Annotated in this window: 14 protein-coding genes; 6 read left to right on the top strand and 8 right to left on the bottom strand. The window is 64.6% G+C overall.

Annotated features, from left to right (window positions below):
* Positions 1-723: 723 nt before the first annotated feature.
* The gene (locus tag L8F45_RS10140; protein WP_342362748.1) at positions 724-903 is read right to left on the bottom strand and encodes a hypothetical protein; all 180 of its coding nucleotides are present in this window, start codon (positions 901-903) and stop codon (positions 724-726) included.
* Between L8F45_RS10140 and L8F45_RS10135 the strand changes: the two genes are divergently transcribed.
* Together L8F45_RS10135 and L8F45_RS10130 are read left to right on the top strand one after the other, a co-directional pair.
* Positions 892-2,328: a GGDEF domain-containing protein gene (locus tag L8F45_RS10135; protein WP_342362747.1), complete on the top strand. Its 1,437-nt coding sequence runs from the start codon at positions 892-894 to the stop codon at positions 2,326-2,328. The genes L8F45_RS10140 and L8F45_RS10135 overlap by 12 nt on opposite strands.
* A 4-nt stretch (positions 2,329-2,332) precedes the next feature.
* A complete protein-coding gene (locus L8F45_RS10130; RefSeq protein WP_342362746.1) occupies positions 2,333-3,565 on the top strand; it encodes a glycosyltransferase family 4 protein in 1,233 nt (410 codons plus the stop codon).
* Here L8F45_RS10130 and L8F45_RS10125 read toward each other — a convergent pair.
* From L8F45_RS10125 to L8F45_RS10110, 4 genes are all read right to left on the bottom strand, one after another.
* Positions 3,523-4,842, bottom strand: a complete 1,320-nt coding sequence (locus tag L8F45_RS10125) for an O-antigen ligase family protein (protein ID WP_342362745.1) — start codon at positions 4,840-4,842, stop codon at positions 3,523-3,525. The two genes, L8F45_RS10130 and L8F45_RS10125, sit on opposite strands and share 43 nt — an antisense overlap.
* A 32-nt stretch (positions 4,843-4,874) precedes the next feature.
* Positions 4,875-6,404, bottom strand: coding sequence for an undecaprenyl-phosphate glucose phosphotransferase (locus L8F45_RS10120; RefSeq protein ID WP_342362744.1), 1,530 nt, complete (start codon positions 6,402-6,404; stop codon positions 4,875-4,877).
* A 68-nt stretch (positions 6,405-6,472) separates the two neighbouring features.
* On the bottom strand, positions 6,473-7,663 hold the full coding sequence (locus L8F45_RS10115) for a glycosyltransferase (protein ID WP_342362743.1): 1,191 nt from the start codon (positions 7,661-7,663) through the stop codon (positions 6,473-6,475).
* Between the two features lie 14 nt (positions 7,664-7,677).
* Positions 7,678-8,244 (bottom strand): polysaccharide biosynthesis/export family protein, encoded by a 567-nt coding sequence (locus L8F45_RS10110; protein WP_342362742.1) that lies wholly within the window; start codon positions 8,242-8,244, stop codon positions 7,678-7,680.
* Between the two features lie 164 nt (positions 8,245-8,408).
* Between L8F45_RS10110 and L8F45_RS10105 the strand changes: the two genes are divergently transcribed.
* Entirely contained in the window at positions 8,409-10,526 is a 2,118-nt protein-coding gene (locus L8F45_RS10105) for a GumC family protein (RefSeq protein ID WP_342362741.1), read from the top strand.
* 126 nt (positions 10,527-10,652) lie between these two features.
* On the opposite strand, the gene L8F45_RS10100 is transcribed toward L8F45_RS10105, so the two are convergent.
* Positions 10,653-11,012: a winged helix-turn-helix transcriptional regulator gene (locus tag L8F45_RS10100; protein WP_342363413.1), complete on the bottom strand. Its 360-nt coding sequence runs from the start codon at positions 11,010-11,012 to the stop codon at positions 10,653-10,655.
* Positions 11,013-11,171: 159 nt separating this feature from the next.
* Between L8F45_RS10100 and L8F45_RS10095 the strand changes: the two genes are divergently transcribed.
* Together L8F45_RS10095 and L8F45_RS10090 are read left to right on the top strand one after the other, a co-directional pair.
* On the top strand, positions 11,172-11,906 hold the full coding sequence (locus L8F45_RS10095) for an SDR family NAD(P)-dependent oxidoreductase (protein WP_342363412.1): 735 nt from the start codon (positions 11,172-11,174) through the stop codon (positions 11,904-11,906).
* 289 nt (positions 11,907-12,195) lie between these two features.
* Entirely contained in the window at positions 12,196-12,669 is a 474-nt protein-coding gene (locus tag L8F45_RS10090) for a VOC family protein (RefSeq protein WP_342363411.1), read from the top strand.
* Between the two features lie 12 nt (positions 12,670-12,681).
* Here L8F45_RS10090 and L8F45_RS10085 read toward each other — a convergent pair whose 3' ends face one another.
* On the bottom strand, positions 12,682-13,920 hold the full coding sequence (locus L8F45_RS10085) for a GNAT family N-acetyltransferase (protein WP_342362740.1): 1,239 nt from the start codon (positions 13,918-13,920) through the stop codon (positions 12,682-12,684).
* A gap of 41 nt (positions 13,921-13,961) precedes the next feature.
* On the opposite strand from L8F45_RS10085, the gene L8F45_RS10080 reads away from it, so the two are divergent.
* Positions 13,962-15,041, top strand: coding sequence for a polysaccharide deacetylase family protein (locus L8F45_RS10080; RefSeq protein ID WP_342362739.1), 1,080 nt, complete (start codon positions 13,962-13,964; stop codon positions 15,039-15,041).
* On the opposite strand, the gene L8F45_RS10075 is transcribed toward L8F45_RS10080, so the two are convergent.
* Positions 15,042-15,260, bottom strand: a complete 219-nt coding sequence (locus tag L8F45_RS10075) for a DUF2842 domain-containing protein (RefSeq protein WP_342362738.1) — start codon at positions 15,258-15,260, stop codon at positions 15,042-15,044.
* Positions 15,261-15,370 lie beyond the last annotated feature (110 nt).

Genomic DNA, 15,370 nt, shown 5'->3' with positions numbered 1-15,370 from the left:
CGAGCCATCGGTTCGCTCTGACTCAATCCTGGCCGACGGGTGCGACTCGCCCTCGCTCGTCGGTCCAAACGCAACCCGGAGGCGGATTCTCCGCCTTGTGCGTCGCAATCCGGGCGACCATCGTCGCCGCAATTCCTGGGGCGCCGGGCGACATACGCAGTCATACGCAATGCGCATGCCAAACGAAGGAAACTGCTTGCGATTTAGGCGGTAAGGCGGTCATCGCGCGGGTCGAATCGCGGGCGTGCGCAGCGTTTGTGCGGCAAATTGCTGCATTGCACGATAGACATTCATAGAAAGCCGCCTCAAGGTTGCTTCGTGGGCGCGGGAAGCGTTGCGTGTGCACTGACCCACGGCTGGGGAAAGTGAACAAAGCTCGGGGAAACGCGTCATTTGGGGGCGCCCATGCTCATCTGGATCGCAATCGCGCATCTCGGTTGCTTCGCCGTTTTGATCGAATTTCTGCATCGGACCTATGTCGTCGACTCAGATCGGGAATCTGTGTCGACGGGATCGTAGATCACCTTAGCGACGGCTGGTTGTCGCCCGCACGACGGTTCGACTGAGAGAGTCGAGGTCGGACCTTGAACTGCGGCCGCATCTGCTTCGCGGTCCGCCCGGCGCTCGGCGCAGACTGTTTTGTGCGGTGAACATCAGGTGAGTCTGACCCGTCGATTTGTCCGCAATGTGTCGCCCGCACGATGAAAGACGGCCGCGGTCTTGTCAGAGCGCGACCATTAACCTTCCATAAGCCACGTTAGCAGCAACACGCGGCGCGATCTTCTCATTCAGCGCAGACATTTGCAGCTTTTGCTTCATTTCGCTGCGCAGCTCGCAAACCTCACATTTACTCGCGTCGTCTATAAGCGCCGGGATCAGGGGGCGCAGTTCTTGTTCGAGCATTTCAGCTTCGACAGCATTGAGGCCGACGCGCAGAGCGAGGAGATATCGCAGCTCCTCTCGGCCTACCGCGCGGCGTCGGACGACGGCCGTTGGGCCCGATTCGACGATTTTAATCTGATCTCGCTTGATGCGTTCACGCCGCACCTGCTCATGATGGCGCCTGGCGTCGAAGGCTTCACCTATCTCTATTACGGCTCTGAGATCGCGCGGAATTCTGGTTTCGATCTCGTCGGCCGGACGATGAAGATCGCCGACAAGAACTTCGCCCGCCAGCTTCACGACGTCTATCAGAGGGTGCTTGCCGAAGGCCGGCCGCTGCTGGCGACACAACGCGGCATCAATGACGAGCGCGTGAGCATGTGGGAGCGCCTGATCTGCCCGGTGCGGACCCGCGATGGCGCGCCCCTGCTGATCGTGTTCAAGAAGCCGATCGAATTCCGCAGCGATCTGCTTGCGGCGATCCTCGATCAGGCGCCGATGGGCGTGCTCGCATTCCGCGCTCACCGAAACGTCAGCGGCCAGATGATCGACGCGCATCTCGTCACCTTCAATCGCACCGCGGCGCAGATCAGCGACAAGTTCAAGGGCGACCCGATCGGCCGCAGCATCTTCGATCTCATTCCCGGGATCGCCGAACGCGGCGTCTGGGCGCGCTATGTGCGCGTGGTCGAAACGCAGGCGCCGGAGAATTTCGATTCCCGGCGCAATGGCGAGCCGGATGGTCCCTGGCTGCGCGTCACGGCCGCTCCCTGGAGCGACGGCTTCATCGTCATGTTTGCTGACATCACGGAGCTCAAGGACGCGCTGGCGCAGCTCGAGGCGCAGGCGCGTCAGTTGCGCTTCGAAGTGGGTCTGGAGAAAGCGTCGCGAACGGCGCTTTCGGCGCAGCTCAAAACCGCCGCGGAGCGCGAACGGGAGCTGCGGACGGCCGCCGAAACCGACAGCCTCACCAACGTCGCCAACCGTCGCGGCTTCGAGATTTCGGTCGCCGGAATGCGCGCCGGAATGGCGGAGAGATCCGCGTTGTGGCTCGGGCTTCTCGATATTGATCACTTCAAGTCCGTGAACGACACCTGGGGCCATGCGGCCGGCGATGAAGTGCTGAAGACCTTCGCTGCGCGATTGACCGAAGCCGCGGCGAAAGGCGCCTGCGTCGCGCGCGTCGGCGGCGAGGAGTTCGCGATCTGTGTAACGCTGCCGCACGACGTCAACGCCGAGGAGTTCTTCGCCGCGGCGAAGCAGGCTGCGACGGCGCAGGCGTTTCCGCTTGGCAACGGGCTTGCGAACATGATGACCTGCAGCGTCGGCTATTCAGCGCTCGCGCCGGGCGAGGACATCACGACCTGTCTCGCGCGCGCTGACGCGGCGCTCTATGACGCCAAGCGCTTCGGCCGGAATCGCGTCCGCGTCTGCGAAGCGGCTTGATTGCATGAATATCATCATCGTCAACGATCACGCCGCGTTGGTCGGCGGCGTGGCGATGGTCGCCATTCAGAGCGCCATTGGCCTCGCCCGGCGCGGCCACCGCGTCATCTATTTCGCAGCGACCGGCCCCGTGGCGCCTGAACTCGCCGCCAGCGGCGTCGAAGTCCTGTGTCTCGGTCAGCCCGACATCAACACCGCGTCCTCGCCGATCGCGTTCACGCGCATCGCGACCTGGAACAGGCCGGCGCGCGCGAAGCTCTCGGAACTGCTCGGCGGATTCGATCAGCGCGACACGGTCGTCCATCTTCATTCCTGGGCGAAGGTGCTGTCGCCGTCGATCGGCCGCGCGATCGTTGAGCGGCGCGCGAACCTTGTCGCGACCCTGCATGATTTCTTCTGGGTTTGTCCGAATGGCGGCTTTTTCGTCTACCCCAAAGGCGAGACCTGCCATCGCACGCCGCAATCCTTCGATTGCATCAGCACCAACTGCGATCAGCGGAGCCACGCGCGCAAACTCTGGCGCAGCGGCCGTCACTGGCTGCTCGACCATGCCAGCGGGCTGAAAGACGCCTGTCGGCATATCATCACGCTGAGCGCGACGCAGGAGCGCGTGGCGCGGCCCTGGCTGCCGGCGCAGATGAAAGTGCATCGCGTCGACAATCCCATCGACATCGTCGATCGCGGCCCGAAGCCCGCCGCCGATCTTGGCCCGTTTCTGTTCGTCGGCCGGCTGTCGCCGGAAAAAGGCGCGCGCCTGTTCTGCGAAGCCGGCCGCCGCATCGGCGTCAGCGTTCGCATCGTCGGCGACGGGCCGTTGCGCGAGGAGTTGCAGCACGATTTTCCCGAGCATGTTTTCGCCGGCTGGAAGAACACCGCCGAAGTGACGGAAGAAATCCGCGCGGCGCGCGCGCTGGTCTTTCCCTCGGTGCTCTATGAGGGGCAGCCGCTCACGGTCTATGAGGCTCTGGCGAATGGCTGTCCCGTCATCGCGAGCGACGCGGGCGCGGCCGTGGAAGCCATCGTCGAGCGCAGGAACGGCCTCTGTTTCAAATCGGCGAATGTGGATTCGCTCGTTGCGGCCATGCGGCAGCTTCAGGACGATGATCGCGTCCGCGCCATGGCCGCCGGGGCGTATGACGCTTACTGGCGAGCGCCGCTGACGCTCGACCGGCATCTCGACGGAATCGAAAACGTCTATCGCGCCGCGATGATGGCCGAGGCCGGGATCGCAGCCTGAACCGCTGTGGGCGGCGGCGCGGAATGGGCGCGCGGCGCCTCTTTCGCGCGCTTCTTCATGAGCGTCCATGCGGCCATGATGCCCCAGATCAGGCCGATCATCATGTTGAAGTGACGCCAGGTGTTGGTGTCGATCTGGAAGCCTTGCAGCACTTGCGTGAACAGCGAGCAGAAGATCGCGATCGCCTCGCGCCGCCATGGGCTCGGCTGCATGCAGATTTTGAAGCCGACGACGCAGGTCGAGACGATCAGCGCGAGATAGGAGAGCCCGCCAAGCCAGCCGAAATTGACGAAGCCGTTGAGATAGACGTTGTGCGGGTCCTCGAAGAAGAAATTCCGGAAGCGCAGCGGGCCGAGGCCGTTGGGATTCTCGAGCATGAGCGGCAGCGCATAGACGAGTTTGCCGAAGCGGCCGAAGCGGCCTTCGTCATAGCTTTGCAAGAGCTTCGCCCGTTGCTCGAACACAGAGCGGATGTCGTCGATCGACAGGACCGCCACAGCCAGCAGGGCGAACACGATCAGGGCCGCGAGGCTCATCGCCATGAGACGGCCCGCCTTATCGCGCTCGGTGACCGCCGTCAGAACGAACAGCATCGCGCCCGCCAGCGCAAAGGCGACCCATGAGCCGCGCGAGAAGGACAGAAAGATCATCAGCGCGATCAACAGGAACGCCGTCGCTCGCCACCATAATCCGCGCCGTCCGACGATCAGGTCCTGCAGCAGGAAGATCGCCGGTAGAATGAGAAAGGAGCCGAACACGTTGGGGTCGCGGAAGGTGCCCGACGCGCGGCCCTCATAGACGCGGAAATATTGCGCGAGGCCGGCGACATCGAAGAAGCCGATCAGGCCGATGAAGCAGGAGATGACGGCGGACGCGATCGTCGCCTTGCGAATAATGTCGATCCGTCGCGTCGTCTCTTCCTGGATCACCATGGCGAAGTAGAAGGCTGTGCAGGCCAGGAAGAACATCGTGAAAATATAACGCTGCGGGATGAAGTCATCCAGATTGTTGCCGATGAGCGAGGCGAGCCCGCCCATGACATAGACCAGCGTGATGACGATCATCGGCGCGAGCGGCGCGTTGAGGCGCGCCCCGCCGGCGATCATCACCACTGCCGCGAAGATGAAGGCGGCGTTGTAGGGCCCGTCGAAGACGACGAAGGCGCCGGTGAAGACGAGCAGGCCGAGCGACAGCCGGTGCAGGCCGAGAATGAAGGGATGCGGACCGCGCGGCCAGGGCTGCGGCGCAGCTTCAATCAGGAGGGGGCGAGCGGTCATGACGCTCTTCGCGCGCCCAATAGCGCGCGCCTTCAGTAAGCGTTGTCGGTCTTCAGAAGCGCGAACGGCGTCTTCAGAAGGATGTAGAGATCGAAGAACAGCGACCAGTTCTCGATATAGAAAAGATCATGCTCGACGCGGCGCTGGATCTTGTCGTCGGTGTCGGTCTCGCCGCGCCAGCCATTGATTTGCGCCCAGCCGGTGATGCCGGGCTTCACCTTGTGACGCGCGAAATAGCCGTCGACGACATCGTCATAGAGCCGGTTCGCCGCCTTGGCGTGGACGGCGTGCGGCCGCGGCCCGACGAGCGAGAGATTGCCCTTGAACACGACGTTGAGGAGCTGCGGCAGTTCGTCGATCGAGGTCTTGCGGATGAAGCGGCCGACGTGCGTCACGCGCGGATCGCCTTTCGTGACCAGCCTGGAAGCGGTCGCGTCGCTGTCGCCGACATACATCGAGCGGAACTTGAACACTTCAACCAGCTCATTGTTGAAGCCGTAGCGGCGCTGCCGGAAGAAAATCGGCCCGCGCGAATCGAGCTTCACCGCAATCGCCGTCAGAAGCAGGATGGGCGACAGGAGGAGGAGCAGCAGCATTCCTACCGTCTTGTCGAACACCCACTTCAGAACCACGTCCCAGTCGGCGATCGGCCGGTCGACCACGTCGATGACAGGCACCGCGCCGATGTAGGAATAGGAGCGGGGACGAAAGCGCAGCTTCGAGGTGTGCGCCGAGAGCCGGATGTCGATCGGCAGCACCCACAATTTGCGCAGCATGGCGAGCAGCCGCTGCTCGGCCGAGATCGGCAGGCTGAAGATCACGAGATCGACGCGGGTGCGCCGTGCGAATTCGACAAGGTCATCGACGCCGCCGAGCTTGGGATAGGCCGCGACAATGTCAGGCGAACGTTCGTCGGCGCGATCATCGAACACGCCGAGCAGGCGCACATCGGTGTCGGGCTGACGCTCGATCGCGCGGATCAGATTCTCGCCGGGTTCGCCGCCGCCGACGATCACTGTGCGGCGATCAAGGCGTCCCATCGCCGTCAGCTTGCGCACGATGCCGGCGACGATGATGCGTTCGATCAGGATGAGCGAGAGGCCGACGGCGTACCACAGGCCGAGCCACATGCGTGAATAGGACGGACCGATCTTCAGGAAGAAGATGATCGCAAGCGCGCCGAGGAAGACGAGCGTCCAGCAGGTTACGATGCGCACGCCTTGCGCGCGGAGCGAGCGCAGCGAGGCCGGGCTGTAGCCATGCATCGCCTCGAAGGCGAGCACGATGAAGGCGGCGACCGCGCCGGAGGCGAGGATGTAGCCGCTTTCGAATTCCACGGGATGATTGGGGTGAAAGAAATAGATCAGCAGTCCGGAGAGCGCGACGAGCGCGAAGTCGGCGGCGCGGATCAGCCCCGACAGCACGGCGGCGGAATAGGAGGGCTGAAGCGGCAGATTGGCGATGCGCTCGGCAAGCGTCGATAGTTTCGCCGGCCGCGCGTCGCTTGCGGGCGCGCTTCCGCGCGGCTCACGCATCAGGTCATGAACAGAGAAGCCGGACATGAAGATCGCTTGCGCGCTGGCTTTCTTGGGGAGGTCTCTCCCCGGACAATGTTTTCAGACGCCCATCGTTAGCGACCAACGGTCACGGAAGCCTTAACGAAATCTGCATCTCTGAGGTCGATTGCGCTGCGATACCCCTGCAGGACGCCGTCGATCATGCCGTCGACGCTGAAGTTCGCTTTCACATGCGCCGCAAGCGCCGCCGCTTCCGCCGCGCGTTGCGCCTCCGGCATTTCCAGCATGCGCAGGAGCGCGTCGGCGAGGGCGCCGATATCGCCCGGCGGCACGAGGCGATCGGACCAGGGACCGAACACCTCGCCGATGCCGCCGACTCGCGTTGCGATCATCGGCTGCGCCGCGCCCGCCGCTTCCAGCACGACATAGGGCAGGGATTCCGCGCGCGACGCCACGACGATCACGCGCCCGCGCGCCAGCGCGTCGCGGATCGGACGCGCTGGCAGAATCGTCACTGCGTCGGTGAGGCCAAGCTCGGCGAGGTCAGTCTTGATCTTGGGAAGATCCGGGCCGGAGCCGACCATCACCATGGTCGGCGTGCGGCCGAGCCGGCTCCTGGCCTCGGCCATGGCGCGAATGAGGACGTCTATACCCTTCGCCTCGCGGAATTCGCCGACATAGACGATGTCGCTGGCGTCAGGCTGATGTTCGATCGGCGCGAACTCGTGCGGATGAATGCCGTTGCGGATCACGCGCACCAGCGGCTTCGGCTCACCGACATAATGGACATAGCGGCCGCGGATATATTCGCTCTCGAACAGGAAGAGATCGGTGCGCCGTTCGAGGAAGGATTCGGCGCGCATATAGAGCCAGTGCAGCCAGGTGTCCGGTTTGTAGTTCAGGCTGCCGCCATGGGGCGTGTAGGCGCGGATCGGCCGGTTCGCGCCGCGCGCCGGCGTCGCGAGCCGTCCATAGAGGCCGCCCTTCGAGCCGTGGCAGTGAACGACATCGAGCCGCGATTCGGAAATGAAGCTGCGCAGCGCCTGAAGCGCGTTGAGATCGGACGGATTGGGATTGCGCTTCATCGGCAGCCGGCGAAGCCCGATCTGAAGATCGGGCTGTAAACCGCCGAGAAGATTCTCGGAATGGGCGTTGCCGGGCGTCGAATCGCAGAACACGCCGACCGCATGCCCGCGCGCGATCTGGCCTTTGGCGAGATCGATCACATGCCGGAAGAGGCCGCCGAGCGGCGCGCGGAAGACGTGGAGAATCCGTAGCGGCGCGCCGTCAGCCTGAGGCGGCATTGGAATGGCGTCGCTCAAAGCCAGCGTTCGCGAATGACGATGGTGTCGCCCGGGCGAATAGGCGTGGTGATCGGAACGGTTCCCGTGACCGGCGCGCCCTCGATCATGCGGGTGATCTCGGCGCTCGACTGATAGGCGCGCGGCGAGAAGCCGCCGGCGATCGCGACCGCGGTCTGCGCGGTCATGCCGACGACGTAGGGAAACTGGCCGGAGCTGTTCACTTCGCCAAGCACGAAGAAGGGACGATAGGCGTCGACTTCGACGGACACGCGCGGCTCGCGCAGATAGCCGCCGCGCAGGCGCGCCTCGATCTGGCGTTCGAGTTCGCGAGTCGTGCGGCCCATTGCGGGCACATCGCCGATGAGCGGCATGGAGATGCGGCCCTGCGCGTCGACTCCATAGATATTGGAAAGGCTGTCCTGTCCGAACACGATGACGCGCAGCTTGTCGCCGCTCGCGAGCCGGTAATCATTGAGTGGATTTTCGTCGATCAGCGCCACCGCGTAGGGCGCGCGCGGGGCGCAGGCCGAAACGAGAAGGCCGGCGGCGCAGGCGAGGAGCGTGAAGCGGCGGGTCAGCATGACAGGACCGTCAGAAAGTGAGTCTGATTTAGGTCCGATATGGTTAACAAACTGCAACGATTGCGGGTTCGCGACCTTTCTGCCCTTAACCGCCCGGCAACCCTAACATTGTGTAATCGCCCTCAGAAGAGTGAGTCTGCGTGAACTTGAGGGCAGGGCGTATCATGCCAGATCAGTCAGCCAAGAGGCGACTCGTTCCCGGCGAGCTGGATGTCAGCGGCCTCTGGGGCTCGCTCGTCCGCCGTCGCTCCTCGATCATCGTTCCGACCCTGCTGCTGACCGCGGCGGCGGCGGCCTATGTCAATGTCGCGACGCCCCGCTACGCCGGCGAAGCGCGGCTGCTTCTTGAAAGCCGCGTCAACTATCTCAACCGTCCCGATCGCGCTCAGCCCGATCAGGGCAGTCAGAACGCCTTCGACTCCGAAGGCGTGCAGAGCCAGGTGCAGGTCGTCATGTCGAACGATCTCGCGCGCGAGGCGATCAAGAAGCTGAAGCTGATCGGTAATCCCGAATTCGATCCCTCCGCGCGGTCGTTCAATTTCATCGCCCGCATCACGGCGCTCCTCGGCATCTCCCGCGATCTCACCGACCGCAGCCTCGAAGACCGGGTGATGGAAGCCTATTACGACAAGCTGTCGGTCTATCCCGTCGGCAAGTCGCGCGTCGTCGGCGTCGAATTCTCGTCGAGCGACCCTGATCTCGCGGCGAATGGCGCGAACGTGATCGCCGACCTCTATCTCGATACGGTGGCCACCGCGAAGAAAGATCTCGCGCGCTCGGCCGGGACCTGGCTCTCCGGCAATATCGACGATCTACGCCGCCGCGTGAAAGAGGCCGAGGCGAAGGTCGAGGAATTCCGCAGCCGCAACGGGCTTTTCTCGGCCGGACGCGATTCGACCTTGCCGCAGCAGCAGCTTGCCGAAGCTGCGACCCAGCTCAGTCAGGCGCGTACGCAGCAGGCCGACGCGCAAGCCAAGGCGCATCTCATTCGTGACATGATCAAGAGCGGTCGCGTCTTTGAAATTACCGAGGTTTCCAACAACGAGCTCATTCGTCGCCTGATCGAGCAGCGCGTCACCTTGCGCGCCCAGATGGCTCTGGAGGCGCGCACGCTCGGCTCCGAGCATCCACGCATGAAGGAGCTTTCGGCGCAGATCGCCGATGTGGAAGGCCAGATTCGCAGCGCCGCCGAGCGCACGGTGCGCGGCATCGAGAACGATGCGAAAGTCGCGGGCGCGCGCGTCGAGCAGCTTCAGGCGGCTCTCGACGAGCAGAAGAAGAAGAGCGGCGAAGGGCTTGAGAATGACGTGCAACTGCGCGCGCTTGATCGCGAGGCGCGGACCTTGCGCGAGCAGCTCGAATCCTATCTCGCGAAATATCGCGAGGCCGTCGCCCGCGACACCGACAACGCCGAGCCGCCGGATGCCCGCGTGATTTCGCGCGCCGTAGTGCCGTCGCGTCCGGCCTTCCCGAAGAAGATGCCGATTATCGTGCTGACGGCTCTGGCTTCGCTGGTGCTCTTCTCCGCCGTCGCCATCGCGCGCGACCTCATGGGGTCGGCCGCCAAAGATGAGGAAGAGCCGGAAGACGCGGAGAATGTTGGCGCGCAGCCCGCCTTCGCGTCCGCGCGCCAGCAGAACGAGCCGGTCGCCGATCACAATGCGCAAGAGGTTTCCGAGCCCGCGCCGCTGATCACGCCCGAACGCGAGACGGCTCAGGATCAGCTCATCGAACGTCTGCGCGCGGACGCGGTCGAACATCGCCCGTTCTGCATCGCGCTCATCGGCGCCGATCGCGCCGAGGCCGGCGATGTTGTGGTTGAGGTCGCGAACACGCTCGCCAAATCCGAGCGGACGATCATGGTGGTGCTGAGCGATGCGATCGCCGCGGCGGGCGATCGCCGCGCCGGCGTGCTCGACCTCGCGCGCGGCGAGGCGGGTTTCGCCGAAGTCATCCGCCGCGCCCAGGATTCGCGGCTCCATGTCATGCTGCGCGGCGAGGGCGATCTGTCCGATCTCTCCGGCGATTCCGAGACCTTCGACACCATCTTCGACGCGTTGTCGGAAACCTATGACGCCGTCGTCATCGACGCGCCGTTCGATCTCACAGCCGAGGAGCGCGCCGCGCTGGCGCGCCATGCCGATCGCGTCGCGATCCTGAATTATGGCGCGACGGCCGATGCGGGTTCGGCGCAGCTCTTCGCCTCGATGCGCGCCGCGCTCGGAAGCGATCCCTGGGTCGTGCTGCTCGGGCGCGACGCCGATGTCAGGACCGCGGCCTGATCTCGGGAGAAGCGCGTAGGTCGCCCGGCGACCTATTGCGGACCGCTCAACGCTTGAGTCGAATCGCGAGCTAAAGCGGGCTCGCCAGTCGCAAGGTTGCGGATCGGCGGCGGCGCTGATCTGAGCTCACCGCCTGTCGATGCTCAAAGCCTCACGCCGCGCGAAGACGCGGCTGACCTCGGCCATGTTTTCCGTCCCCCATGAACAGAGCGGCACGAGGGCCTGGGCGAGGCTGCAGCCCAACAGGGTGAGGCTGTAGTCCACCCGCGGAGGGACCTCCTTGTAGTCGGTCCGCTTCACGAGGCCGTCGGCCTCCAACTCCTTGAGCTGCTGGATCAGCATCTTGTCGCTGACGTCGCGCACCGCTCGCCGGAGCTCGCCGTAGCGGGTCGGGCCGCCCTGAGCGAGGAAGTACAGGATCAACGGCTTCCACTTGCCGGCGATGACCCGCAAGGTCGCGTCGAGGCCACAGGTGAAGCCGGGCAGGATCGGGGTGCAGCTCTGGGTCGACGGGGGAGTCTGCGTCGGCTGCCGGGACGGGTCTGAAGGGTCGGACGACATTTTTCGATACTTACCAAAAGGTGCATACTTGTCGATAAGTGGGTGCGCCGCCAGCTCAGTGCAACCTCAATGCAGGAGCACATCATGAGCAGATTAAAGGGCAAGACGGCGGTGGTGACCGGCGGTGGAAGCGGCATCGGACTTGGGGCCGCCAAACGTTTCGTCGAGGAAGGGGCGTTCGTTTATCTCTTCGGACGGCGGAAAGAGGCGCTCGACGCCGCCGTGGCGCAATTGGGTCCGTCCGCGCGGGCCGTGAAAGGCTCGGTCACGGACTTGTCCGATCTCGACCGATTGTACGAGGCGGTCAAAGCCGAACGGGGCAGGCTCGACATTCTGTTCGCCAACGCCGGGACCGGCTCGTTCGCGCCGCTCGGCGAAATCACGCCCGAGCATTACGATCAGATATTCGACGTCAATGTGAAGGGGCTGGTGTTCACGGTGCAGAAGGCTCTGCCGCTGATGAAGAAGGGCTCGTCCATCATCCTGACCGGTTCGACCACGGGGGCGATGGGAACGCCGCAATTCAGCATCTACAGCGCCACCAAGGCGGCGGTGCGCAATCTGGCGCGGAGCTGGGCCCTGGACCTTCGCGACACGGGCATCCGCGTCAATGTGCTGTCCCCGGGGCCGATCAGGACAGACCTGGCGATCGAGGTGGTGGGCGAGGAGGCGTTCAACGCGCTCGGGGCGACGACGCCGCTCGGCCGCATCGGCGATCCCGCCGAGACGGGGGCGGCGGCGGCGTTCCTGGCGTCTTCAGACAGCAGCTTCATGACCGGCGGCGAGGTTTTCGTCGATGGAGGTCTGGCTCAGGTCTGAGCCGGCCGAAGGTTTGAGCGTGGGGGCTTCGGCGACCGGAATCGAAGCCCTCACCGCTTTCCAGCGATCCCTCACTCAGCGGAGCGCATGCAACGTCGTCCATTTGCTCGACATGGAGAGGCAACATCCCGATGTTGCTATAAGCCTTCAGCCTTGCTGGCGGAACGCCATGCGGCGCGAGCGCGTTGCCGGTTCGCATCTGCGCCGTTAGCGCCGAATGTGAGCGTTCATGCGCGCGTCAAAGACTCGGTCGATGCTCGCGCCAAAATGGAGAGGAAACACAATGGCGATTGCGAAGAATACGATCTGTTTGTGGTACGACAAGGACGCCGAGGCGGCGGCCCGTTTCTATGCCGGGGTTTTTCCTAACAGCTCAGTGGGCGCCATCTTTCGCGCCCCAAGCAATTTTCCCTCGGGCAAGGAGGGCGATGTGCTGACGGTTCAATTCACCGTCGCCGGCGTTCCCTGTCTCGGCCTCAATGGCGGGCCGATGTTCAAACACAACGAATCCTTCTCGTTCCAGATCGCGACCGACAATCAGGAGGAAACCGACCGCTACTGGAACGCCATCGTCGGCAATGGCGGCCAGGAAAGCGCGTGCGGCTGGTGCAAGGACAAATGGGGCGTCTCCTGGCAGATCACGCCGCGCGTGCTGACGGAGGCGCTGGCCGCTGGCGGCGCGGAAGCGAAACGCGCCTTCGATGCGATGATGGATATGATGAAGATCGACGTCGCGGCGATCGAAGCGGCGAGGCGCGGCTGACCGGCGCCGATCTCAAACCAGCGATTTCGGCAGGACGCGGCGGGTGAAAGCAAGAAGCTCCGGCCGCGCCTTGATGAAGCGCTTGGCGATCGCCTTCGACTGCAGCGCCTTCGCGACGATGAAGCCCGCGGACGAACAAGCCAAATAGGTCTCGAACATCGGGATGGCGCGATCGCAATAAGCGCGCTTGTAGCGCGCTTCGCCGACGCCGAGATCGAATTCCGTCAGACCTGCGTCGGAGAGGCTAGCCACGAGGTGGCGCAGCAGGATGTCGCCGGGACTGTTGCGGGCGATCTCGGGCGCATCGTGGAACGACGTGAACATGCCGGAGAAACGCGCGCTGTCTTGCGGGCCACCGAAGATCGCGACGATGCGATCGCCGACCGAGAGCAGATGCAGCGCAATCGCCGGCGGTCCCTCCGCCGGATTCGTCGCGCGTTGAAGGAATGCGATTGCGGCAGGGTCGTCGAAGGGATTGGCGATCCCAGCCTTTGCAAAGCGTTCGGCGCTTTGCTTCAGAAATACATCGAGCGCCGCCTGCCGCTCGTTCGGAAACTCCGCGCGCCAGACCTTGATGGCGCCGGCTTCGCCCAACCGCTTTTCTTTCGCGCGCAGTTTCTTCCGCGCGTCGCCGGTGAGAATGCGCGAGATCAGCACCTCGCCCGATCCGCCGAGCGCGCGCTCATAGCCGTGATCGAACAGAGGCGTCTCGCCGACGCCGAGGAAGGGATGAGCGCGGCCCTGAAAGGCGCGCGGCTGGCTCGCGAGCGAGAAGACGTCGACATCGCCAATGGCGCGGCCGATGGCCCGCAGGCAGTCTTTTGCGGCATCAGGCGAATCGAAGCGCAATCCATCGCCGCGCGTCAGCGGCAGGTTGAAGCTTGCATGCTCGCCGCCCAGCCATTCGACGATGCGGACGGCGCGCCAGTTCCTGACGCCGAGCGGGAGAAGCGCGACGGGCGCGCCCGTCGCATCGCACAGGATCACGATAACGGGCTCAACGCCTTGCGCGCGCCCTTGAGTCTCCGCCCAGGCCGCGACCCAGTCGAGCCGCTGGAAGAGCTGGCCGGGATTGGCGCGCTCAAACTCCCGCAAGAGCGGCGCGGCGCGCGCGAAATCCCGCTCGACCGCGATCAGGGGCGCGGCGGAGAGGCCGGTCGGCGCGAGCCGGCTGAACAGGCTTGGCGAGGCGTGCATCATCTCGCCCGCATCCTGCCCGGCCTTCCTTTCGATCCTGTTGCCGGCGGTCATGACCTTCTCGCGCCGAAGCGGCGTCCGGCGCCAACCGATTGTTGAGCCTTCGCTGGCATGGTCCCGGCATGAGCTGGAAGCAGACCATGATCGGGGCCGGATTCGCCGCCTGCCGGGCGACCGGGCTGGCGCGCGCCGCCGCGCCGCTGACCCAGGGGCTCGGCGCGATCCTCATGCTGCATCATGTCAGGCCGGCGCGCGCCTCCGCCTATGCGCCGAACCGCGAACTCGAAATCACGCCGGAATTCCTCGACGATGTGCTGCAACTCCTGAAGCGCCGGGGCTGGCTGCTGGCTTCGCTCGACGAAGCTATCGAGCGGGTGCGCGTAGGCGAGACCGATCGGCCCATTGCGGCGCTCACCTTCGATGACGGCTATCGCGATACGGTCGAATGGGCGCTGCCGATCCTGACACGCGAGAGGGCGCCGATGACAATGTTCGCGACCACCGGCTTCATCGATCGCTCGGCGCGGCTGTGGTGGCCGGAGATCGAGGAGGCGGTGCGTCGGTTGTCGACGATTGAGATCGCGCTCGGCGGCGAGCATCTGCGCCTTTCGACTTCGACCGAGAGTGAAAAGAACCGCGTCGCCGAAATCCTGCTGGCGAAGTTGAGGGCGTCGCCGCAGGACGAAGTCGATCGTGTTGCGAGCGAACTCTCGCAGCGCGCGCATGTCGATCGCCGCGCGCTGGTTGAAGAGCTTTGCCTTAATGGCGGCGAGATTGCGGAATTGTCGCGCGATCCGCTCGTCGCGATCGGCGCGCATACGCGCACGCATCCCATGCTGGCGAAGATCGACGGCGAGAAAGCACGCGCGGAAATCATTGAGCCCAAGGCGCAACTCGAAGCGCTGACGGGAAAGCCCGTCCGCCATCTCGCTTATCCCGTCGGCGATCGCGGCAGCGCGGGGCCGCGTGAATTCCAGCTCGCCGCAGCGGCAGGCTACGCCAGCGCCGTGACCACGCGGCCCGGCATGCTCTTTCCCGAACATGCTGAACATCTGACGGCGCTGCCGCGGCTCTCGATCAATGGCCGCTACCAGTCGATCGCGCAGGTCGATGCGCTGCTGACCGGCTTGCCCTTCGCGCTCTGGAACAGGGGGCGTCGCGTCAGCGCCGCTTAGTTATTCCGTCTCGCCCGCGCCGCGCCGCTCCATCCAGCGGATGAGCGGAAACAGCGGAATGCCCCAGGCGAGGCCGGCGACGACATAGAAGATCATCTGCACGATCCGGGAGCCGTCGAGCAGGATGCGCGGCGCGATCGCGGTGACGATCAGGGCGTAGAAGATCACGAAAACGATCATGAAGATCGTGCCGAAGAGTTTGCGCTGGCGGCGCTTCATCAATTTTCTCTCCGCCGCCCCAACATGCGGCCAAATGTCGTGTGACGCCTGTCGCGGTTGAGCCGCGAAGCGGCCGGGACTATGTCGGCGGCGGCGGCGGGCGACAACCC

Source organism: Terrirubrum flagellatum (assembly GCF_022059845.1).
GTDB lineage: Bacteria > Pseudomonadota > Alphaproteobacteria > Rhizobiales > Beijerinckiaceae > Terrirubrum > Terrirubrum flagellatum.
The sequence above is the reverse complement of the archived record's forward strand: the minus strand, read 5'-3'. Positions and strand labels throughout refer to the sequence as shown.